We start from the raw sequence: 15,420 nt of genomic DNA, 5'->3' as shown, positions 1-15,420 counted from the left end.
CCCCCCCCCCCGGCCCCGGCGGGAGCGCGCCCCCCCCCCCCGACCCGCCACACCAAGCGGGGGCGCTCGCGGCCGGTGCCGGCATCTGCCACGATGCGCCTGTGACGGGACCGGCAATACTCGAAATAGGCGACGTCCGGCTGACGGCACTGCCAGACGGCGCTGCGGACATCCCTACGTGGCCTTCGCCAGAACCGACGGCGGGTGCAGCCCCGATCGACTGGGCCGCGTATCACCGCGCGTTCCCAGAGGGGTTCCACGGGGAAGCACACCTCTGGCGAATCCATAACAACTGCTACTGCCTTGACACCGTCGGCTTGCGCATCCTTGTGGACTGCGGAGTGGGGGTGGGGCCGTACCCCCGGTACGGCAACCTTCGTGGCGAGTTACCGGTCGCCATGGGACTCGCGGGGATTGATGCGGGGAGCTTCGACATCGTGTTTCTCACGCACGCCCACCCGGACCACGCCGGCTGGACGTTCGACGAGGAGTTGCAGCGGCCGCGTTTCGGCAACGCGCGCTACCTCCTCCACCGGCGGGACTGGGAACACTTCGGCGGCAGGGAGACCGTACCGCCGTACTTCCGGCGGTTCATCCAGCCGCTCCAAGAGGCGGGCGTGCTGGAGCTCATCGACGGCGAGACGGAGTTCGCGCCAGGGATCACGGCCATGGAGACGCCGGGGCATACGCCGGGGCACATGAGCCTGCTGGTCCAATCGCGCGGACAGGGCCTGGTGATCGCCGGGGACGTGCTGAACAGCCCGATGTTCGTCACGGAGCCGGAACTTCCGTTTGGCTCCGATGCCGACATCGCGCGAGGGGTAGCGACCCGGGTCGCGCTGGTGGACCGCATCGAAGCCGAAGGCTGGCGGGTGGCAGCCGAGCACTTCCCGGCACCGGGTTGGGGCAAGGTGGTGCGGGTGGAAGGGCGCAGGTGGTTCCGGGCGCTGTAGGGCGGAGGGTCCGGCCATAGGAAACGTGCGCTGGCGCGCAGGCGCGGAGTGTCCATCGAGCCCGGGCGTGCCGCTACCGCTTGAGGCTGGGGATTGGGCCGGAGGCACGGCCGAGTTCCGCGGCGCCTTCGGCGGCGAGGGCAAACCAGTCGTTGGGGCGGCCGGGGAGGTCCATCCTGCGGAGGAGTTGTTTGGTCGCGGCGATGCCGGCGGGCGGGAGCTCGGCCAGTTCCTCGGAGAGGGCACGGGCGGTGGTGAGGACGAGGTCGTCGTGCACGACGTCGTGGGCGATGCCCAGGCGGAGCAGTTCATCGCCGACGATGCGGTGCCCGAGGAGCATGATCCGGCGGGCGAGAGCATCGCCGTAGCGCATGCTGAGCCAGGCGAGGTTCATCGGGGCCGGGCGACCCTGACGCACTTCGCCGACCTGGAGGAAGGCGCCTTCGCCGGCGACGATGAAGTCGGCGGAGAGGGCGAGGGCGGAGCCGGCGTTGATGGCGTATCCCTCGAGGGCGCAGACGACGGCCTTGTCGGTGGCATAGATGCGCTCGTGGACGCCGCGCCAGGTGGCCTGGAACGCGGGCAGCCAATCGGGGCGCGGGTCGGCGTTGAACTCCTTGAGGTCGAGGCCCGAGGAGAAAACGCCGGAAGCCCCGCGAAGGAGGATGACGCGGACCTCTCCATCGGCCGAACAGGTTTCGATTGCGTCCTGGAGTGCACGCGCGAGGGGCCCGGTGATGGCGTTCTTGCGTTCGGGGCGGTTGAGGATGATCTCGGCGACATGTCCGGAGCGTTCGACGAGTACCTGTTCAGTTGCCATCGGCGTAACCTCTCCAGTTGGCGGGAACGGCGGCCGCGGCGGAACGTTCGTCCCGGAGCGAGCCTGCCAGAAGAACCCGAGGGAGTGAACCCCCAATGCACCTGATCCTAACGGACGCGGCACCGATTCACTGGGCTTTCGGTGGTGCGGCGATCAGCGCGATCACGCTGGCGCTGCTGTACATCGGCAACCGGCGGCTCGGCGTTTCGACCGGCTTCGAGAATATCTGCTCGCTCGTCGTGCATACGTCGTACTTCACGCGCGAGAGCCTGGTCTCCTCGCACAGCTGGCGGTTGCCGCTGCTGACGGGGCTGTTGCTCGGCGGGGTGCTCTCGGCGCTGCTCGCGGGCGGGTGGGAAACCACGTGGGCGCTGGGCATGTTCGATGCCGAGTTCGGCTGGGGGAACGGCGGGAAACTCGCGTGGATGTTCGGGGGAGGATTGCTCATCGGCTTCGGCACGCGGCTGGCGGGCGGCTGCACGAGCGGTCACGGCATTTTCGGGATGTCGAACCTGGAGCTGCCGAGCGTCATTTCGACGGTGAGCTTCATGGCCGCCGGGGTGGTCACGACGAACCTCATCTACCGGGTGATCCTGTGAAGACCTCGCCGATCATGATGCTGTTCTACCTGGGGCTGGGGACGGTCTTCGGCCTGGTGCTTTCGCGGTCCGGGGCGGCGGACTACAACTACATCCAGGGCATGTTCCTGCTGGAAGAGTTCCAGCTCTACGGGATCATCGGGACGGCGGTGGCGGTGACTGCGCCGGGGTTGTACCTGCTGAAGCGGTACGGGAAGACGGTGACGGGAGCGCCGATCCAGTTCGAACGAAAGCCCGGCCACCGGGGGAACGTCTTCGGGGGTTTGTTGTTCGGAGCGGGCTGGTCGATCACGGGGATGTGCCCGGGGCCGATCCTGGTGAACATCGGCGAAGGGAAGCTCTACGCGATCGCGGCGCTCGCCGGGACGCTCGTGGGCGCCGGCGCGTTCGGTGTGCTGTACCCGAAGCTGCAGGGCATCCTCAGGCTGCCGCCTCTCCAGGTGGGCACGGGCGAAGGATAGGCGTCCCTGCGTAACGGCGGGAGAGACCAGATCGGCTACGATGGTACGAAAGCAACAGATCCGAGGGCGAAAGCGTGGCGAAGACGAAGCCAACCAGTAAGAAAGCGGCGGCTCCCGGGTTCAAAGGGGCGGGCGGGCCTCCGCCGATGAAGGGCGCACCGAAATCCGGCGGACCTGTGCCGCAGAAGATCTCGAAGCCGAAGGCAAAGTAGCTAGGCCTTCGCGGACTCTTTGAGTTCGCGCATTTCGCGGCGCATTTCGCGGTCACGGTTGAAGCGCTCGGTGCAATCGCGGGCAGTGGCCATGGCGCCAGTGGCCTTGCCATCGGCGCCGAGGACGATGGAAAAGCCGAGATCGACGTAGATCGTCTCGCCGGCCTTGTTGTTGGCGCGGGTGGTGAGGGCCTGGCCCTCGTATTTCGTCTTGCCGGCTTCGAGGGCGCGGTCGTAGCCGGTCCAATGGGCACTGCGAAACTGCTCGGGAACGATGATGTCGAGTCTCTGGCCGATTGCCTCGGCGGGGGCGAAACCGAAGACTCGCTGAGCCGCGGGGTTCCAGACCGTTATCAGGCCATCGATCCCGGCGAAGATGACAGCGTCGGGTGATTGTTCGAGCAGCACGGCCGCGGTAGTGGGGTCCATAGGTTTCGCCTCCTGCAGGAGGCAGTGTACGCAAAATCCATCTGGTCCATCCCATATGACCCTGCAGCCCGAAGTCGATAGAATGAGCGAATCGACACTATCGATCCTGCAGATCCGCGGCCGCACGCTGCCGCGCGAGGCTTCGTTTTCGCGAGGGAGGGGAAGCGCGGCCCGTGAGAGACGTCCATCACCTGCTCACCCCGGCTGACGGCCGGCCCTTCGGCTACAAGGGCGGAGACCTCGATGTGCCCCAGGCGGTGGAGGTCTTCAAGGCGGCGCTCCTGGATGTGGCGGACCTGGTGCCGGGGCGGATGGCGCTGCTCCAGCAGACGGCACTGGCGCTGCTATCGCGGCGGCACCAGCTCCTCATCTCGCGGGCCGGGACGGGCAAGTCGCTCTACGGCGACACGGTGTTCAGCCACTTCGAGGGGGTCACGTTCAAGGCGCAGTTCACCCAGGGGACGCGCGTAGAGACGATCCTCGGTGGGTTGGACCTGAAGCTTTTCCACGAAGGGAAGCTCTGGCACGACACCTCGCATTCGCTGGTGACGGCGGACTTCGCCTACCTCGACGAGTTCATGAATGCCAATGACCTGGTGCTGGAGGCACTGCTCGGGATCCTGAACGAGCGGCGGTTCACGCAAGGCGAGCAGCAGGAAACGGCGAAGCTGCACACGGCGCTGGCGATGACGAACCACCTCAAGTACTCGGCGATTTCGGAACCGATCCTGGACCGGTTCATGTTCAAGGCATCGATCGACCCGCACGGGGACACGCTGAACGATATCCGGATCGACCTGGCGTACGCGCGCCACCATGGCCATCCGGCGCCGCCAGAACACCCGATACCGCTGCACGTGCTGCGGGAGCTCTCGGATATCGTGCAGGGAGAGCATCCTTCACGGGGGATCGACTCATCGCACGACATCCTGTTCTTGAAGAACGAGCTCATCGAGACGTTCATGCGGCTGCACGATTCGCGAGTCCGTTCGCAGGCGTTGAGCGGCAGCGGGCATCACCCGGCCGATTCGTACGTGAGCCCGCGGACGAAAGCTGCCTGCCGGGACGTGCTGAACGCATCGGCGATGCTGCACCACCGGGGCCACGTCACGAAAGACGACCTCTACGCGCTGCGCTATGTGCTGACGACCATCCCCGGGAACGACCGCTCGATCCCGGATTCATCGCAGGACACGTTCACCGAGGCGATCCACACGACGCTGGCATCGTTCACTGAGAGCGACCTGGAGACCGTGAACGAGTTGACGACGATCGCGCAGACGTTCGGGTGGTTCGCCCACGGGACACCACTGGAATCGCAGCCGGCGCACGGCCGAATCGCCCGCCTGTTCCTCTCGCTCATCGGGAAGGGGAGCTGGCACGACGTGAGTTATGACACGTTCGTAGAGGCATTGCGGAGCCGTGAGATCACGAACGGGCGGGTGAATGAGCTTCGGGAGGAGATCCTCGAAGAGATCCTGGAGCACAGCGGCAGTGGTTGAGATAGCGGCGCCGGCGACACCCGGGACACTGAAGGCCGAACTGGAAGGGCTGTACCGGTCGTGGCGGATGCTGGATGTGCTCAACGAGACGATAGCGACGATGCCGCCGGAGTGGCTGCGGATCCTGGAGATCGCGCGGAACATCATGCTGCGGCGGCCGTTGCCGGGGTTGGAAGTGCCCGACGAGATCGCGCGGCTGGTGACGCCGGCCGAGCCGATCTTCACGACGCAGGTGCGAGTCGAACGGAAGAAGCGGGTGGTTTACCCCGTGACCGGAGACGTGGAAATCCAGCCGCTGCGGAACATGACGGACTTCGCGCAGGTGACTCTGCCGGACATGATGTTGCGGTCGATCGGGCAGGAACTGTTCGACTTCCGGCTGATTAGCGGCGGGATTAACGGGCTGTACAACATCGACACCGGGCCGGCCGAACAGGAGTACGACGACATCATCGAGGTGAGCGTGCCGACGGGCGGGATGTCGCGGAAGAAGCGGCAGAAGGTGTATGCGCTGCTCGATGTCTCGAATTCGATGCGCGACGCGAACAAGGAGACGTTCGCGAAAGCGCTGCTCCTGCTTGCGTATCTCCTCATCGCCATCGAAGAAGGAGCGGAGGTGTACCTGAGGACGTTCGGGAACACGGTCCACCAGCGGAGCGACTGCACGACGAAAGAGCGCTTCGGGGAGCTGGCAGGACGCATCTTAAGGGTGACTCCGGACGGTTCGACGGACATCAAGGTGGCACTGGATACGGCGGTGGGCGACATCCGGGCGCTGGACAGCTACAACACGCTGGCACACCTGGGCGAGGCGCCCCCGACGGAGATCCTGCTGATCTCGGACTGCGAATCGTACGAAGTGCCGTACCTGCCGAAGGGCATCCGGCTGCATACGGTGCACCTGAAGGGCGGACGGATGATGAAGGCGTACCGGGAGGGATTCGAGCGAATCCGGGCGGAAAGCAAGACGTTCACGGAGATCGACACGACGAACCTGGCATTACCGGATTCGACGCGCGACCGGTGGCTGTTGGAACAAGACGGGCGCTCGTTGGAGCGGGAACTGGCGCTGCGTGCCTTCGAACGGGGGACGAACCCCGAGGAAGAGCGACGACAGGGGCTGGTGCAGGCTTATTCGCGCATGAACGAGGCGAAGAGCCGCCGGACAAAGGGTGCGCAGAAGGTGAACTCGATGGCGGCGAAGCCAGTACTGGGACTGGCAGAGCTGTTCCGGCGGATCGGGGCGGCCATCAGAAGGGTCTTCTTACGGCCGCCATCGGAGTCATGGGATGACGCCGAAGACGAGGCGCCGGCGAGCCCGATGGGCCTGCGGTTCCGCGAGCGGCGATAGCCCGGGCGGCTACGCGGGCTTTCTGGCGCGGAGGGCATAGAGCTGGGGCAGGTTGGGCTGGCCTTCCGGTACGTAGAAGCGGCGGCCGGGGCCCTCGACGGAGTCCACCATCCTCGGGGTGCCGTTCGAGTACGGGTACTCGCGGAGAGTTTCGAGAACGAGACCGGCGTCGATCAGCGCCGTGACGACATCGCCGATACCCCAGAGAAATTCGCTCGAAGGGATCGGATTGACGAAGTCGGTGACTCCTTCTTCGTAGCCCCAGGGGACGAGGCCATCCCCGGAGAAGGCGACGTAGTCGCCGATCCCCTCGCCATCGGACTGGGGCTCGCCGTGGCTGAAGTAGGGCCAGTCGCGTTCGCCCTTTTCGTTGTACATGAGCCCAACGGGATGGAACTCGACGAGGCCGATCGCCCCTCCCGGGGCGAGGACACCGGCGACGCCCTCGGCCCAGCCGCGGATATCAGAAAGCCAGATGAGCGCACCGTAGCTGACGAAGACGCGATCGAATTGGTCGCCCCGGGCGATGGCTTCGTCGAACCAGTCGTACACGTCGCTGCGGACGAATTCGGCCGGGATACGGGAATCGGCGGAGAGCCTGCGGGCGTAGTCGATTGCTTCATCGCTGATATCAACGCCGGTGACGATGGCGCCGAGCGCGGCGAGGGAAAGGGAATCGGGCCCGGCATTGCACTGGAGGTGGACGACGCGCTTGCCGACGATATCGCCGAGCATCTCGAGGTCTTCGGGGAAGAGTGTCGAGCCGCCTTCGCGCAGGAACTTCGCCTGGTCGCCTTTGTGGCTGTTGTGGGCGGCGGTGGCGAGATTCCAGGAGAGGCGGTTCGTTTCGTGGATGTCCTTGCGCATCGATCCAGTGAAGCAGGCGGTGGGGCGGGAGCCAAGGCGAAGATCCGCGGGGGCCGGCCTACACGGCGGCGACCCGGCCTACGGGCGGCCCGCTGACCCTTCGGGACTGCGGAGGCCCACCCGTTCGAAGTTGTCGATGAGCAGTTCGGGGATGGGGCTGCGAGCAGAACCGCGGGAGTTGATGGCTCGCGACATTGTGACTGTGCGGACCCGGTAGCCGAGGCCGCCATAGAGTCCGCGGACGTACTCATGGTCCGAGTTGGAGAGCATTGCGGCGACGCCGCGGGCAGTGAGCGACTCGAAGGCATCGCGCAGGCGGAGCTGGTCGGCGCGGCCGAAATCGGCGCGTGTGTAGCCGGTGAAGTTCGCCGTTGCCGTGAGGGGGTGGTAGGGCGGGTCGAGGTAGACGAAGTCGCCGGGGCGGGCGGAGGTGCAGGTCTCGGCGAAATCTTCGGAGCGGAGTTCGGCGTGCTGGAGTGCCCGGGAGCAGGCCAGGAGGAGGTTCTCATCGAGGATGCGGGGGTTCTTGTAGCGGCCGTGAGGGACGTTGAAACCGCCGCTCGAGTTGACCCGGAAGAGACCGTTGTAGCACGTCTTGTTCAGGAAGATGAAGCGCGCGGCGCGTTCGAGTGGAGTGGCACCCGGGTTGGAACGGGCCTCGTAGTAGAAGTCACGGCGGGCGACGGGATCCCGCGCGTAGTAGGCCGACGAGAGGAGTGCGAGAGCCGAGGAGAGCGAGCCGGGCTGGTCGCGGAGGACAGTGAATGTCTCGATGAGTTCGTGATTCGCGTCGTTGAGGAGAGAGGAGAGGCCGGGGCGGGCTTCGGCGAAGGCGAAGAAGACGGCCGCGGCGCCAGCGAAAGGCTCGACGTAGCGAGAGAGACCGGGAGGCGCGGCGGCGAGGATCGCGGGGGCGAGTTTCGCCTTGCCGCCTGCCCACTTCAGGAACGGCCGTGCCATTGCACGAATTGTGGAGGACTGCATCCTCCTGCGCGAGAAGGTGGGGGCGGACTTCCCATGCTCGCACAGATGTTCTAAGCTCCGGCAGTGCCCGGTCCGTCAGCACCTGTCGTCGAGCCAACGTCTTCGCCTGCGCTGAACGCTGCGCGCAAGGTGCTGCGCGACGTGTTCGGGTACGGGGAGTTCCGGCCCGGGCAGGCCGAGGTGATCTCGGCGGTCCTGGCGAAGCGGGACACGCTGGCCGTGATGCCGACGGGTGGCGGCAAGAGCGTGTGCTACCAGGTGCCGGCGCTCCTGAGGACGGATGGCCTGACGCTGGTGGTTTCGCCATTGCTGGCGTTGATGAAGGACCAGGTGGACGCGATGCGGGCCATGGGAGTGCCCGCCGCCGCGATCAACTCGACGGTTGCCATCGAGGAGCAACGGGAGGTGCTGGCGGCGGCCGGGAGCGGGGAGCTTCGCCTGCTTTATGTGGCGCCAGAACGATTCGGAGCGGCGGGATTCATGGCGGCGCTGCGCAGCCTGCCAGTGGCGCTGCTGGCGATCGACGAGGCGCACTGCATCTCGCAGTGGGGCCACGACTTCCGCCCGAGCTACCGGGAGCTGGGCGCGGTTCGGGACCGGATCGGTTCGCCGCCGGTCGTGGCGCTGACAGCGACGGCGGACCCACGGGTGCGGGACGACATCGTGCAGCGGCTGGGCCTGCACGATCCGGCGATCCACGTCGCCGGGTTCGACCGGCCGAACCTGCGGTTCGAGGTGGTGAAGGTCTCTTCGTTGAAGGAGAAGTTCGAGGGTATTTCGGCCCAGCTCCGGGCGTTGAAGGACGAATCGGCAATCGTCTACTGCGGCACACGGAAGCGGGTGGAAGAAGTCACCGACTCGCTGCAGCGGGCGGGGATCCGGTGCGCGCGTTACCACGCAGGGATGCAGGACGAAGACCGCAAGCGCATCCAGGACGCATTCGCCCGGGACACGCTGCGCGTGATCGTGGCGACGAATGCGTTTGGTATGGGGATCGACAAGCCGGACGTGCGGGCAGTGATCCACCACGACATGCCGGATTCGCTGGAGTCGTATTACCAGGAGGCGGGCCGCGCGGGGCGCGACGGTGGGGCCGCAACCTGCACGCTTTACTACGCGACGCGCGACCGGGGGCTCCGGGAGTTCTTCATCGAAATGGCCCACCCGGAGGCCTCACGCGTGGTGGAGGTGTACCAGCAGCTGGTTTCGTTCGGCGGGAACCGGGTCCACGTGCGCGAGGTGATGCGGGAGAACGACGAGCCGGGCATCAATGCGGCGGTCCAGTCGCTGGTCGAATCGGGGCTCGTGGGGCGCGCGGGCTACTCGGTGTGGGCGACCCGGCTCGACGGCGAAGCGGACATCGACACAGCCGGGCTGGAAGCGCACCGGGAGCACTCGTTCCAGAAGCTCGACGCTATGGAAAACTACGCGCGTTCGCGGACATGCCTGCGAGCGCGGATACTCGAGTACTTCGGCGACGCGACCCACGAGCTGGCATGCGGGAACTGCGGGCCGTGCATCTCGGGCGGCGAAACCCACGAGGAAGCGACGACAGGCGCCGAAGACTCGCTCTTCCGGGACTTGCGGGAGACGCGAAAAGCGATCGCGGACCGGGATGGGGTGCCCCCATTCGTGGTCTTCAGCGACGCGACGCTGCGGGATATGGCGAAGAAGCGGCCGCGCAACCGCATGGAGATGCTCTCGGTGAGCGGCGTCGGGCAGGTGAAGTTCGAGCGCTATGGCGAGGCGTTTCTCTCGGTGATGCGGGCGGCCACGGCGCCACTGCCGGAACGGAAGACCCTGTACTCCAGGGCGACGAAGGCGGCCGACGGCTCGAAACTGACACCATCACTGCGGGAGACCCTGTCGCTTTACGAAGACGGCATCCGCGACGTGCGGACGATGGCGCGGGCGCGGGCACTTTCGCCTTCGACGATTGCGAACCACCTGGGGCAGCTGCTCATGTACGGAGCAATCCCGGACCTGGACGGGATGGTGGACGAGGAGAAGGTGGCGCTGGTGCGGACGGCAGCGAAGGGGCAGCCGATCACCTCGATTGGCGCGCTGAAGCAGCAACTGGGCGAACAGGTGACCTATGAGGACCTGCACCTGATCCGCGCGTGGCTGGCGCGGAAGTAGGGTTCAGGCGTCAGGCGTCAGGCGTCAGGAGAGGTAGCAGCTCTTCGAGCGAGTCGATTTCGTGGTGTGGGACGGGTGCCCCGGGCGGGGTGGGCCTGCCGCGACGGAGGACTGCGGTCATACCGAGGGCGAGGGCCGGGGCGATGTCGTTTTCGTAGGAGTCACCGACGTGGGCGGTTTCGTGGGGCTCGACGCCGAGTGCTCTGAGGGCGGTCCGGAACGGGATCGGGTGTGGCTTGCGCCATCCCAGTTCCCATGACGAGACGATGACATCGAAGACATCTGGCAGGCCGAGATGCTGCACCTGGGCAGCGAGGATGTGGGCAGGCTTCGGGTTGTTGGTGACTGCGCCGATCTTCAGGCCGGAGGCTTTGAGTGCTTCGAGCGCGGGGGCCGCATCGGAAAAGGCGAAGATGCCCATTACCGTGAACGGGACGGCGTTGATTTCGTCGAGGATGAGGCTGGCATCGCTCCGATCGCAGGAGTGCCCGTACGAGGCGAGGACACGTTCGAGGCACGGGTACCAGGACGGCTCACTGTGGTCTGTAGTCGGAGGATTGAGCGTCGCGCGGACGTCGGCGACCAGCCGGAGGACAAAGTCCGCCGGATCGAACGAGAAACCCAGGCGGTCGAAGTGCGGCTTAAGCGCGCCAGCCTGGATGGCGGTTATCGGATCCCAGTTGTGGTCCGACGGCAGCATGGTCCAGAGCGTGCCATCGAGGTCGAACAGCACAGCACGGATGGCCACGGCTAACGCTCAATCCAGCCCGAAGAGGGCGTCGAGGCCGAGGACGAGGCGGTCGAGCTTCATGACTTCGCGGGTGGCGGCGATGACGCCGGGCATGAAGGAATCGCGGCCGGTGGTGTCGTGGCGGATGGTGAGTGTCTGGCCGAGGCCACCGAAGAGGACTTCCTGGTGGGCGACGAGGCCGGGGAGACGGACGGAGTGGATGGCGACCCCCCCGTATTCCGCGCCGCGGGCACCGGGCAGCGGCTCCTTCTCAGACTCGGGGTGGATGAAGTCGCGGTCGCGGGCGGCGCGCATCAGCTCGGCGGTGGTCTTGGCGGTGCCGCTGGGTGAATCGACCTTCTTGTCGTGATGGAGCTCGATGATCTCGGCGTTATCGAAGAAGCGTGCCGCCTGGCGGGCGAAGTGCATCATGAGGACGGCGCCAATGGCGAAGTTCGCGGCGACGACGGCGCCGGTCTTGCGAGCGGCGGATTCGGATTCGAGCCATGCCATGAAGGCTGCGCTCAGCCCGGTGGTGCCGATGACCATGCGCACGCCGCGGGGGATGCAGGCTTCGGCGAGTGCGGGCGTCCAGGCCGCGTTGGTGAAATCGATGACGACATCTGGCTTGAGCTGGTCGCAGGCCGCGGCGGCGTCCTTGAAGAGCGGGATGCCCTGGAGGACGCCGGGCTCGGCGAGCCCGTCGACGTAGCCGATGGGTGACATGCCCGGCTCGGCGAGAACTGCCGCGGCAACCTCGCGACCCATGCGGCCGGAACCAGATACGAGGACGCGGGTATCAGTCATAGGCGTGGATTGTACGCGCTGCGCACGCTGCCCTGGATCGCGGGTGCGCACGAAGCCGACCGGAGACATGCCCGGGGTAGCGCGGACGGCAGCGGCGACCTCCCGGGCCATGCGGCCGGAGCCTGCGACGAGCACTCGAATCTCCGTCATGGTGTTACGAGTGTACGTTGCCGCGTTCAGCCTTCGATGGTTACGGTGCCGGCGGCACCATCGACGGTGACGATGGCGCCCTCGGGGATCCTGCGGGTGGCGTCGCGGGTGCCCACGACGGCCGGGATGCCGTATTCACGGGCCTCGATGGCGGCGTGGGAGAGAACTCCACCGGAATCCGTGACGACGGCGGAGACAACGGCAAAGTAGGGAGTCCAGGGCGGCGACGTCGTGATACAGACAAGAACGTCGCCATCCTGCAGGTCTTCTGCTTCCCCGAGAGACCGGACGACACGCGCCGGACCGCGAGCGAGTCCCTTGCTGGCGGCGATGCCGGTGACAACAGCCTGGCTCGGTGCGGCGACGCGGACGGCGCCAAAGATCCGCTTCAGCATGGGATCCAGGGCGCCGAGCATCTCCCATGGGACGGGGACGCCGAGCAAGAGGGGCGGATCGAGTGCGAGGTCTTCCTGCCATTGAGCGCGGCGGCCGGAGACGCGAGAGCGCATATCCTCGCCAGCGGCGGCGCGCTCGAGTTCGTCGGGATTAAGGAAGAAAACATCGTCCGGGACGGCGACAACGCCGAGGGCGACGAGCTTTCCGCCGAGGGCGAGCAGGGGACGGCGGAAGGAGCCAAGCAACTTGAGCTGCCAGCGCGCGCGGTGCTCGATGACGGGGACGTAGTCGCGGCTGAGGGCGAGGGCGGCTTCGAATTCGGGGATGTCTTCGGGGGCGAGCCTGGCGCGGACGGTCGCAACCGCATCCTCGGCGCTGGTGGAAGCGTCCCGTTCGGGGGAGTTGAGGGTGGCAGCGACGAGACGGAGGAGTGGGACGGGATCTTCGTTCCAGGCGGGGAGATGGATCTCGCTCCAGAGGGCGATTTCGTCGGTATGGTCGCTGAGGAAGCTCCTGAGGGCACCCGCCCATGGCTCGGCGGTGGAGGCGAGGGCAGCCTCGAAGCGGGACTCGGCGAGGAGCGCGGGGACCCCGGCGGAATCCCGGGCGGCATCGGCGAGCTGGCGGACGCCGCGGCCGAGCGAAGCCGTTTCCGAGTCACCGCCGTGGAGGATGGTGGCACTGAGGAGCGGACCTTCATCGCCGAGGCGGGATTCGAGGAGATTGGCCAGGCGCTCGGCATCGGGTGAGAGTTCTACGGCTGCGACGATGGTGTTGGCCATCGCCGGGACGGCCTGCGCCAACTGGTCGGCGAAGAGAGTGACGAGTTCGAGCGCGGTGAGGGCGGCGTAGTCCGGGGCGAGGATTGCCTCGTAGGCGCGTTCGACGGCAGGGAGGTAGAGCGTGCGCCAATTCTCGGCCGCCTGGCCGTGCGGCAGTGGCGGCGGGGCAGTCCGCGGGACTGAGAGCGGCGAGAAGTAGACGAACCCGTGGATGGTCCTGGGTTCGAGCCGGTTGGCCAGGCCGGAGAAGCGACCCCAGAAAGCGGCATTGAGGGGCGGCAGGGCACGGGGAGCGTGAAGCGGATCGCGGAACCAGAGCCGCTGAGCGTCGGCTGGATCATCGAATGCGAAGATGGACGAGTCGGACATGTGAGCACCCCCGAGGCGCGGGGATGCTCACACTTTTGTTAACAAACGACAAGTCCAACGGGAGACGCCGCAAACGAAACGGTCCTCGGCCAGCGTAGCGGCGGCTGTCAGTCGTTCCAGTCGTGCTTCTGGATCTGGCTGCGTTCGCGGCGGACCATCATCTGGGCGAAATCCTCGTTGGTCTTGTCGACGAGTTCCTGCATGCCATCGCTGCCGAGCTTCATCCTGGCGGTGCGCCAGCGCTTGAGCATCGCGCGGTCTTTGTCGGGCAAGCCGGCTTCATCGGCCATGCGGTTCACGAGGACGGTCAGGGCCTCGGCGATTTCGTCGTCGGTAAATCGGACGTCCATTACTTCTTCACCGTCTCGTACCAGCCCTTGCTCTTCACGCGGCGAAGGAACTTCGCATCGAGGTGGGCGTTGATGGCCTTGTTGAGGTCGTCGGTTAGTTTGGCGAGAGCGGGCGAGCCCTCGGGGCGGTCGCTGCGCCAGCGTCGAATGGCTTCCTTTCCATCGTCGGAAAGATCGGCATTGTCCACGGCCACGGCGCTGACGAGCATCATCAGCGACCAGGCCTCTGGCTCCTCCAGCATCACAATCATTTGTCACTCACCTGTAAAAATCGGGGCTCTCTTCTCTAAGAACGCTCGAACCCCTTCCGCGCGATCTTTGGTTGTCTGCAAGAGCAAGGTCAAATCGGTCTCGAAACGGAGGGCCTGATCGATGGGTTGAGGGAGGCCCCGCCAGATGGCTTCCTTGCCGAGGCGGGTTGCGATTGGGCCGCGGGAAGCGATGGTCGCGGCGACACGGCGGCCTTCGGCGAGAGACTGGCCGGCGGGCACCAACGAGCTCACCAGGCCCGCCGCGAGGAGCGCATCCGCGCTGAGTGCCTCCCGGCCAAGGAAGAGGGCCAGCGCGGTGCCTTCATCGGCGAGGGTGCACGCGCGGGCACTGGAAGCGAGTGGACCGCGCAGGGAAGCGCTTTCCGAACAGACGCGGATGTCTGCGGCGAGCGCTATCTCGGCGAGGCCACCCGCAAGGGCACCTTCGAAGGCGAAAACGACCGGGAGTTCGAAGAGCAGGAGGGACCGCAGGCACGCGGCCGAGAGAGCGGCGTCCGGCGGGGCGCCAGCGGCATCGATCAACACGGCGCGGGCGGTGGCGGCAGCGAGGATGGACTCGATCCGCGCGGGCAGCCACTCATCGAGTGGGCCTGGCGGGAGGAGAGAGAGTTCGGCGACTGCTGCGGTCATCTGGAGAGAAGCCTAGCGCTCCGGGCCTCGCCCGGGTACTCCCGGGGAAGCGACAAGCAACCTGTGGATTGCCTGTGGCGGCCCCGCACTCCACAATTCGCGGGTTATGGCGAACTTGAGCATCCCAGCCCCCGTCGAGACCGAGAAGGCCGCTTTCCTGCACGACCGCAGCAACCGCCCGGCAGCGCCGGCGAGGCCGCGTAGCGACCTGCTGAAGCACTGGGCCGGCACGATCACCGGCATCGCCCTGGCGATCGGGTTCACCGCGTTGTTGTTCTCCGTTCGGGACAGCTGGGAGAACCACCGCGAGTGGCTCGTGACAGTCATCCCCATCCTCGTGATTGGCGCGATCGCCGCCGGGCACCTGCTGGCACGAAAGCAAGGCGAGCCTCTTGCGGCAGGCATCGGGTTCCTGCTGCTGGCGGCGATTTTCGCCGCGGCCGACATCATGGTGGACCGCGAGGCGGAGCCCAGCGCGACCACCCAGGATGTGCTCTCAGTACTCGGAGGCGTCTGCCTTGGGCTGGCCGCACTCTCGCTCGTGGTTGCGCTCTTCTGGGTGGAACTGCGGAACCCGACGAAGGCACCAGAGCCCGAGTTGTAAATCGAAAAACCGC

The 15,420-nt window shown here is 66.4% G+C and carries 17 protein-coding genes; 7 read left to right on the top strand and 10 right to left on the bottom strand.

Annotated features, from left to right (window positions below):
- Nucleotides 1-101 precede the first annotated feature (101 nt).
- Nucleotides 102-953 (top strand): MBL fold metallo-hydrolase, encoded by an 852-nt coding sequence (locus tag IPG14_RS16600; RefSeq protein ID WP_343386945.1) that lies wholly within the window; start codon nt 102-104, stop codon nt 951-953.
- Nucleotides 954-1,026: 73 nt separating this feature from the next.
- Here the strand turns inward: IPG14_RS16600 and IPG14_RS16595 are convergent, their stop codons facing one another.
- Nucleotides 1,027-1,773, bottom strand: coding sequence for an enoyl-CoA hydratase/isomerase family protein (locus tag IPG14_RS16595; RefSeq protein ID WP_343392560.1), 747 nt, complete (start codon nt 1,771-1,773; stop codon nt 1,027-1,029).
- Between the two features lie 95 nt (nt 1,774-1,868).
- Between IPG14_RS16595 and IPG14_RS16590 the strand changes: the two genes are divergently transcribed.
- The gene (locus tag IPG14_RS16590) at nt 1,869-2,372 is read left to right on the top strand and encodes a YeeE/YedE thiosulfate transporter family protein (protein ID WP_343386947.1); all 504 of its coding nucleotides are present in this window, start codon (nt 1,869-1,871) and stop codon (nt 2,370-2,372) included.
- Entirely contained in the window at nt 2,369-2,833 is a 465-nt protein-coding gene (locus IPG14_RS16585; RefSeq protein ID WP_343386948.1) for a DUF6691 family protein, read from the top strand. The genes IPG14_RS16590 and IPG14_RS16585 overlap by 4 nt, the downstream gene beginning before the upstream one ends.
- Nucleotides 2,834-3,045: 212 nt before the next feature.
- On the opposite strand, the gene IPG14_RS16580 is transcribed toward IPG14_RS16585, so the two are convergent.
- Entirely contained in the window at nt 3,046-3,474 is a 429-nt protein-coding gene (locus IPG14_RS16580; protein ID WP_343392559.1) for a PAS domain S-box protein, read from the bottom strand.
- Nucleotides 3,475-3,647: 173 nt separating this feature from the next.
- On the opposite strand from IPG14_RS16580, the gene IPG14_RS16575 reads away from it, so the two are divergent.
- Complete coding sequence (locus IPG14_RS16575; RefSeq protein ID WP_343386950.1) at nt 3,648-4,976, top strand: AAA family ATPase; 1,329 nt, start codon at nt 3,648-3,650, stop codon at nt 4,974-4,976.
- Complete coding sequence (locus IPG14_RS16570; RefSeq protein ID WP_343392558.1) at nt 4,969-6,327, top strand: vWA domain-containing protein; 1,359 nt, start codon at nt 4,969-4,971, stop codon at nt 6,325-6,327. The genes IPG14_RS16575 and IPG14_RS16570 overlap by 8 nt, the downstream gene beginning before the upstream one ends.
- Before the next feature lie 9 nt (nt 6,328-6,336).
- Here IPG14_RS16570 and IPG14_RS16565 read toward each other — a convergent pair whose 3' ends face one another.
- On the bottom strand, nt 6,337-7,194 hold the full coding sequence (locus IPG14_RS16565) for a class I SAM-dependent methyltransferase (protein WP_343389339.1): 858 nt from the start codon (nt 7,192-7,194) through the stop codon (nt 6,337-6,339).
- Nucleotides 7,195-7,272: 78 nt separating this feature from the next.
- Nucleotides 7,273-8,154: a Dam family site-specific DNA-(adenine-N6)-methyltransferase gene (locus IPG14_RS16560; protein WP_343392557.1), complete on the bottom strand. Its 882-nt coding sequence runs from the start codon at nt 8,152-8,154 to the stop codon at nt 7,273-7,275.
- A gap of 87 nt (nt 8,155-8,241) precedes the next feature.
- Between IPG14_RS16560 and IPG14_RS16555 the strand changes: the two genes are divergently transcribed.
- The gene (locus tag IPG14_RS16555; RefSeq protein ID WP_343392556.1) at nt 8,242-10,317 is read left to right on the top strand and encodes a RecQ family ATP-dependent DNA helicase; all 2,076 of its coding nucleotides are present in this window, start codon (nt 8,242-8,244) and stop codon (nt 10,315-10,317) included.
- Between the two features lie 10 nt (nt 10,318-10,327).
- Here the strand turns inward: IPG14_RS16555 and IPG14_RS16550 are convergent, their stop codons facing one another.
- From IPG14_RS16550 to IPG14_RS16525, 6 genes are all read right to left on the bottom strand, one after another.
- Nucleotides 10,328-11,065, bottom strand: coding sequence for an HAD family hydrolase (locus IPG14_RS16550; RefSeq protein ID WP_343392555.1), 738 nt, complete (start codon nt 11,063-11,065; stop codon nt 10,328-10,330).
- A 9-nt stretch (nt 11,066-11,074) separates the two neighbouring features.
- On the bottom strand, nt 11,075-12,004 hold the full coding sequence (gene dapB, locus IPG14_RS16545) for a 4-hydroxy-tetrahydrodipicolinate reductase (protein ID WP_343392554.1): 930 nt from the start codon (nt 12,002-12,004) through the stop codon (nt 11,075-11,077).
- A 26-nt stretch (nt 12,005-12,030) separates the two neighbouring features.
- Entirely contained in the window at nt 12,031-13,551 is a 1,521-nt protein-coding gene (locus IPG14_RS16540; RefSeq protein WP_343392553.1) for a PEP-utilizing enzyme, read from the bottom strand.
- Between the two features lie 107 nt (nt 13,552-13,658).
- Nucleotides 13,659-13,901, bottom strand: a complete 243-nt coding sequence (locus IPG14_RS16535; protein ID WP_343386958.1) for a hypothetical protein — start codon at nt 13,899-13,901, stop codon at nt 13,659-13,661.
- A complete protein-coding gene (locus IPG14_RS16530; RefSeq protein ID WP_343386959.1) occupies nt 13,901-14,152 on the bottom strand; it encodes a hypothetical protein in 252 nt (83 codons plus the stop codon). Before IPG14_RS16530 ends, IPG14_RS16535 begins: the two co-directional genes overlap by 1 nt.
- Nucleotides 14,153-14,155: 3 nt before the next feature.
- Nucleotides 14,156-14,803, bottom strand: coding sequence for an enoyl-CoA hydratase-related protein (locus tag IPG14_RS16525; protein WP_343392552.1), 648 nt, complete (start codon nt 14,801-14,803; stop codon nt 14,156-14,158).
- Between the two features lie 106 nt (nt 14,804-14,909).
- Here IPG14_RS16525 and IPG14_RS16520 point away from each other — a divergent pair, with 106 nt between their 5' ends.
- On the top strand, nt 14,910-15,407 hold the full coding sequence (locus tag IPG14_RS16520; RefSeq protein WP_343386961.1) for a hypothetical protein: 498 nt from the start codon (nt 14,910-14,912) through the stop codon (nt 15,405-15,407).
- The last annotated feature ends 13 nt before the right edge of the window (nt 15,408-15,420 follow it).

Origin of the sequence: Candidatus Amarobacter glycogenicus (genome assembly GCF_016704105.1) — a bacterium.
Lineage (GTDB): Bacteria > Chloroflexota > Dehalococcoidia > Tepidiformales > Tepidiformaceae > Amarobacter > Amarobacter glycogenicus.
The sequence above is the reverse complement of the archived record's forward strand: the minus strand, read 5'-3'. Positions and strand labels throughout refer to the sequence as shown.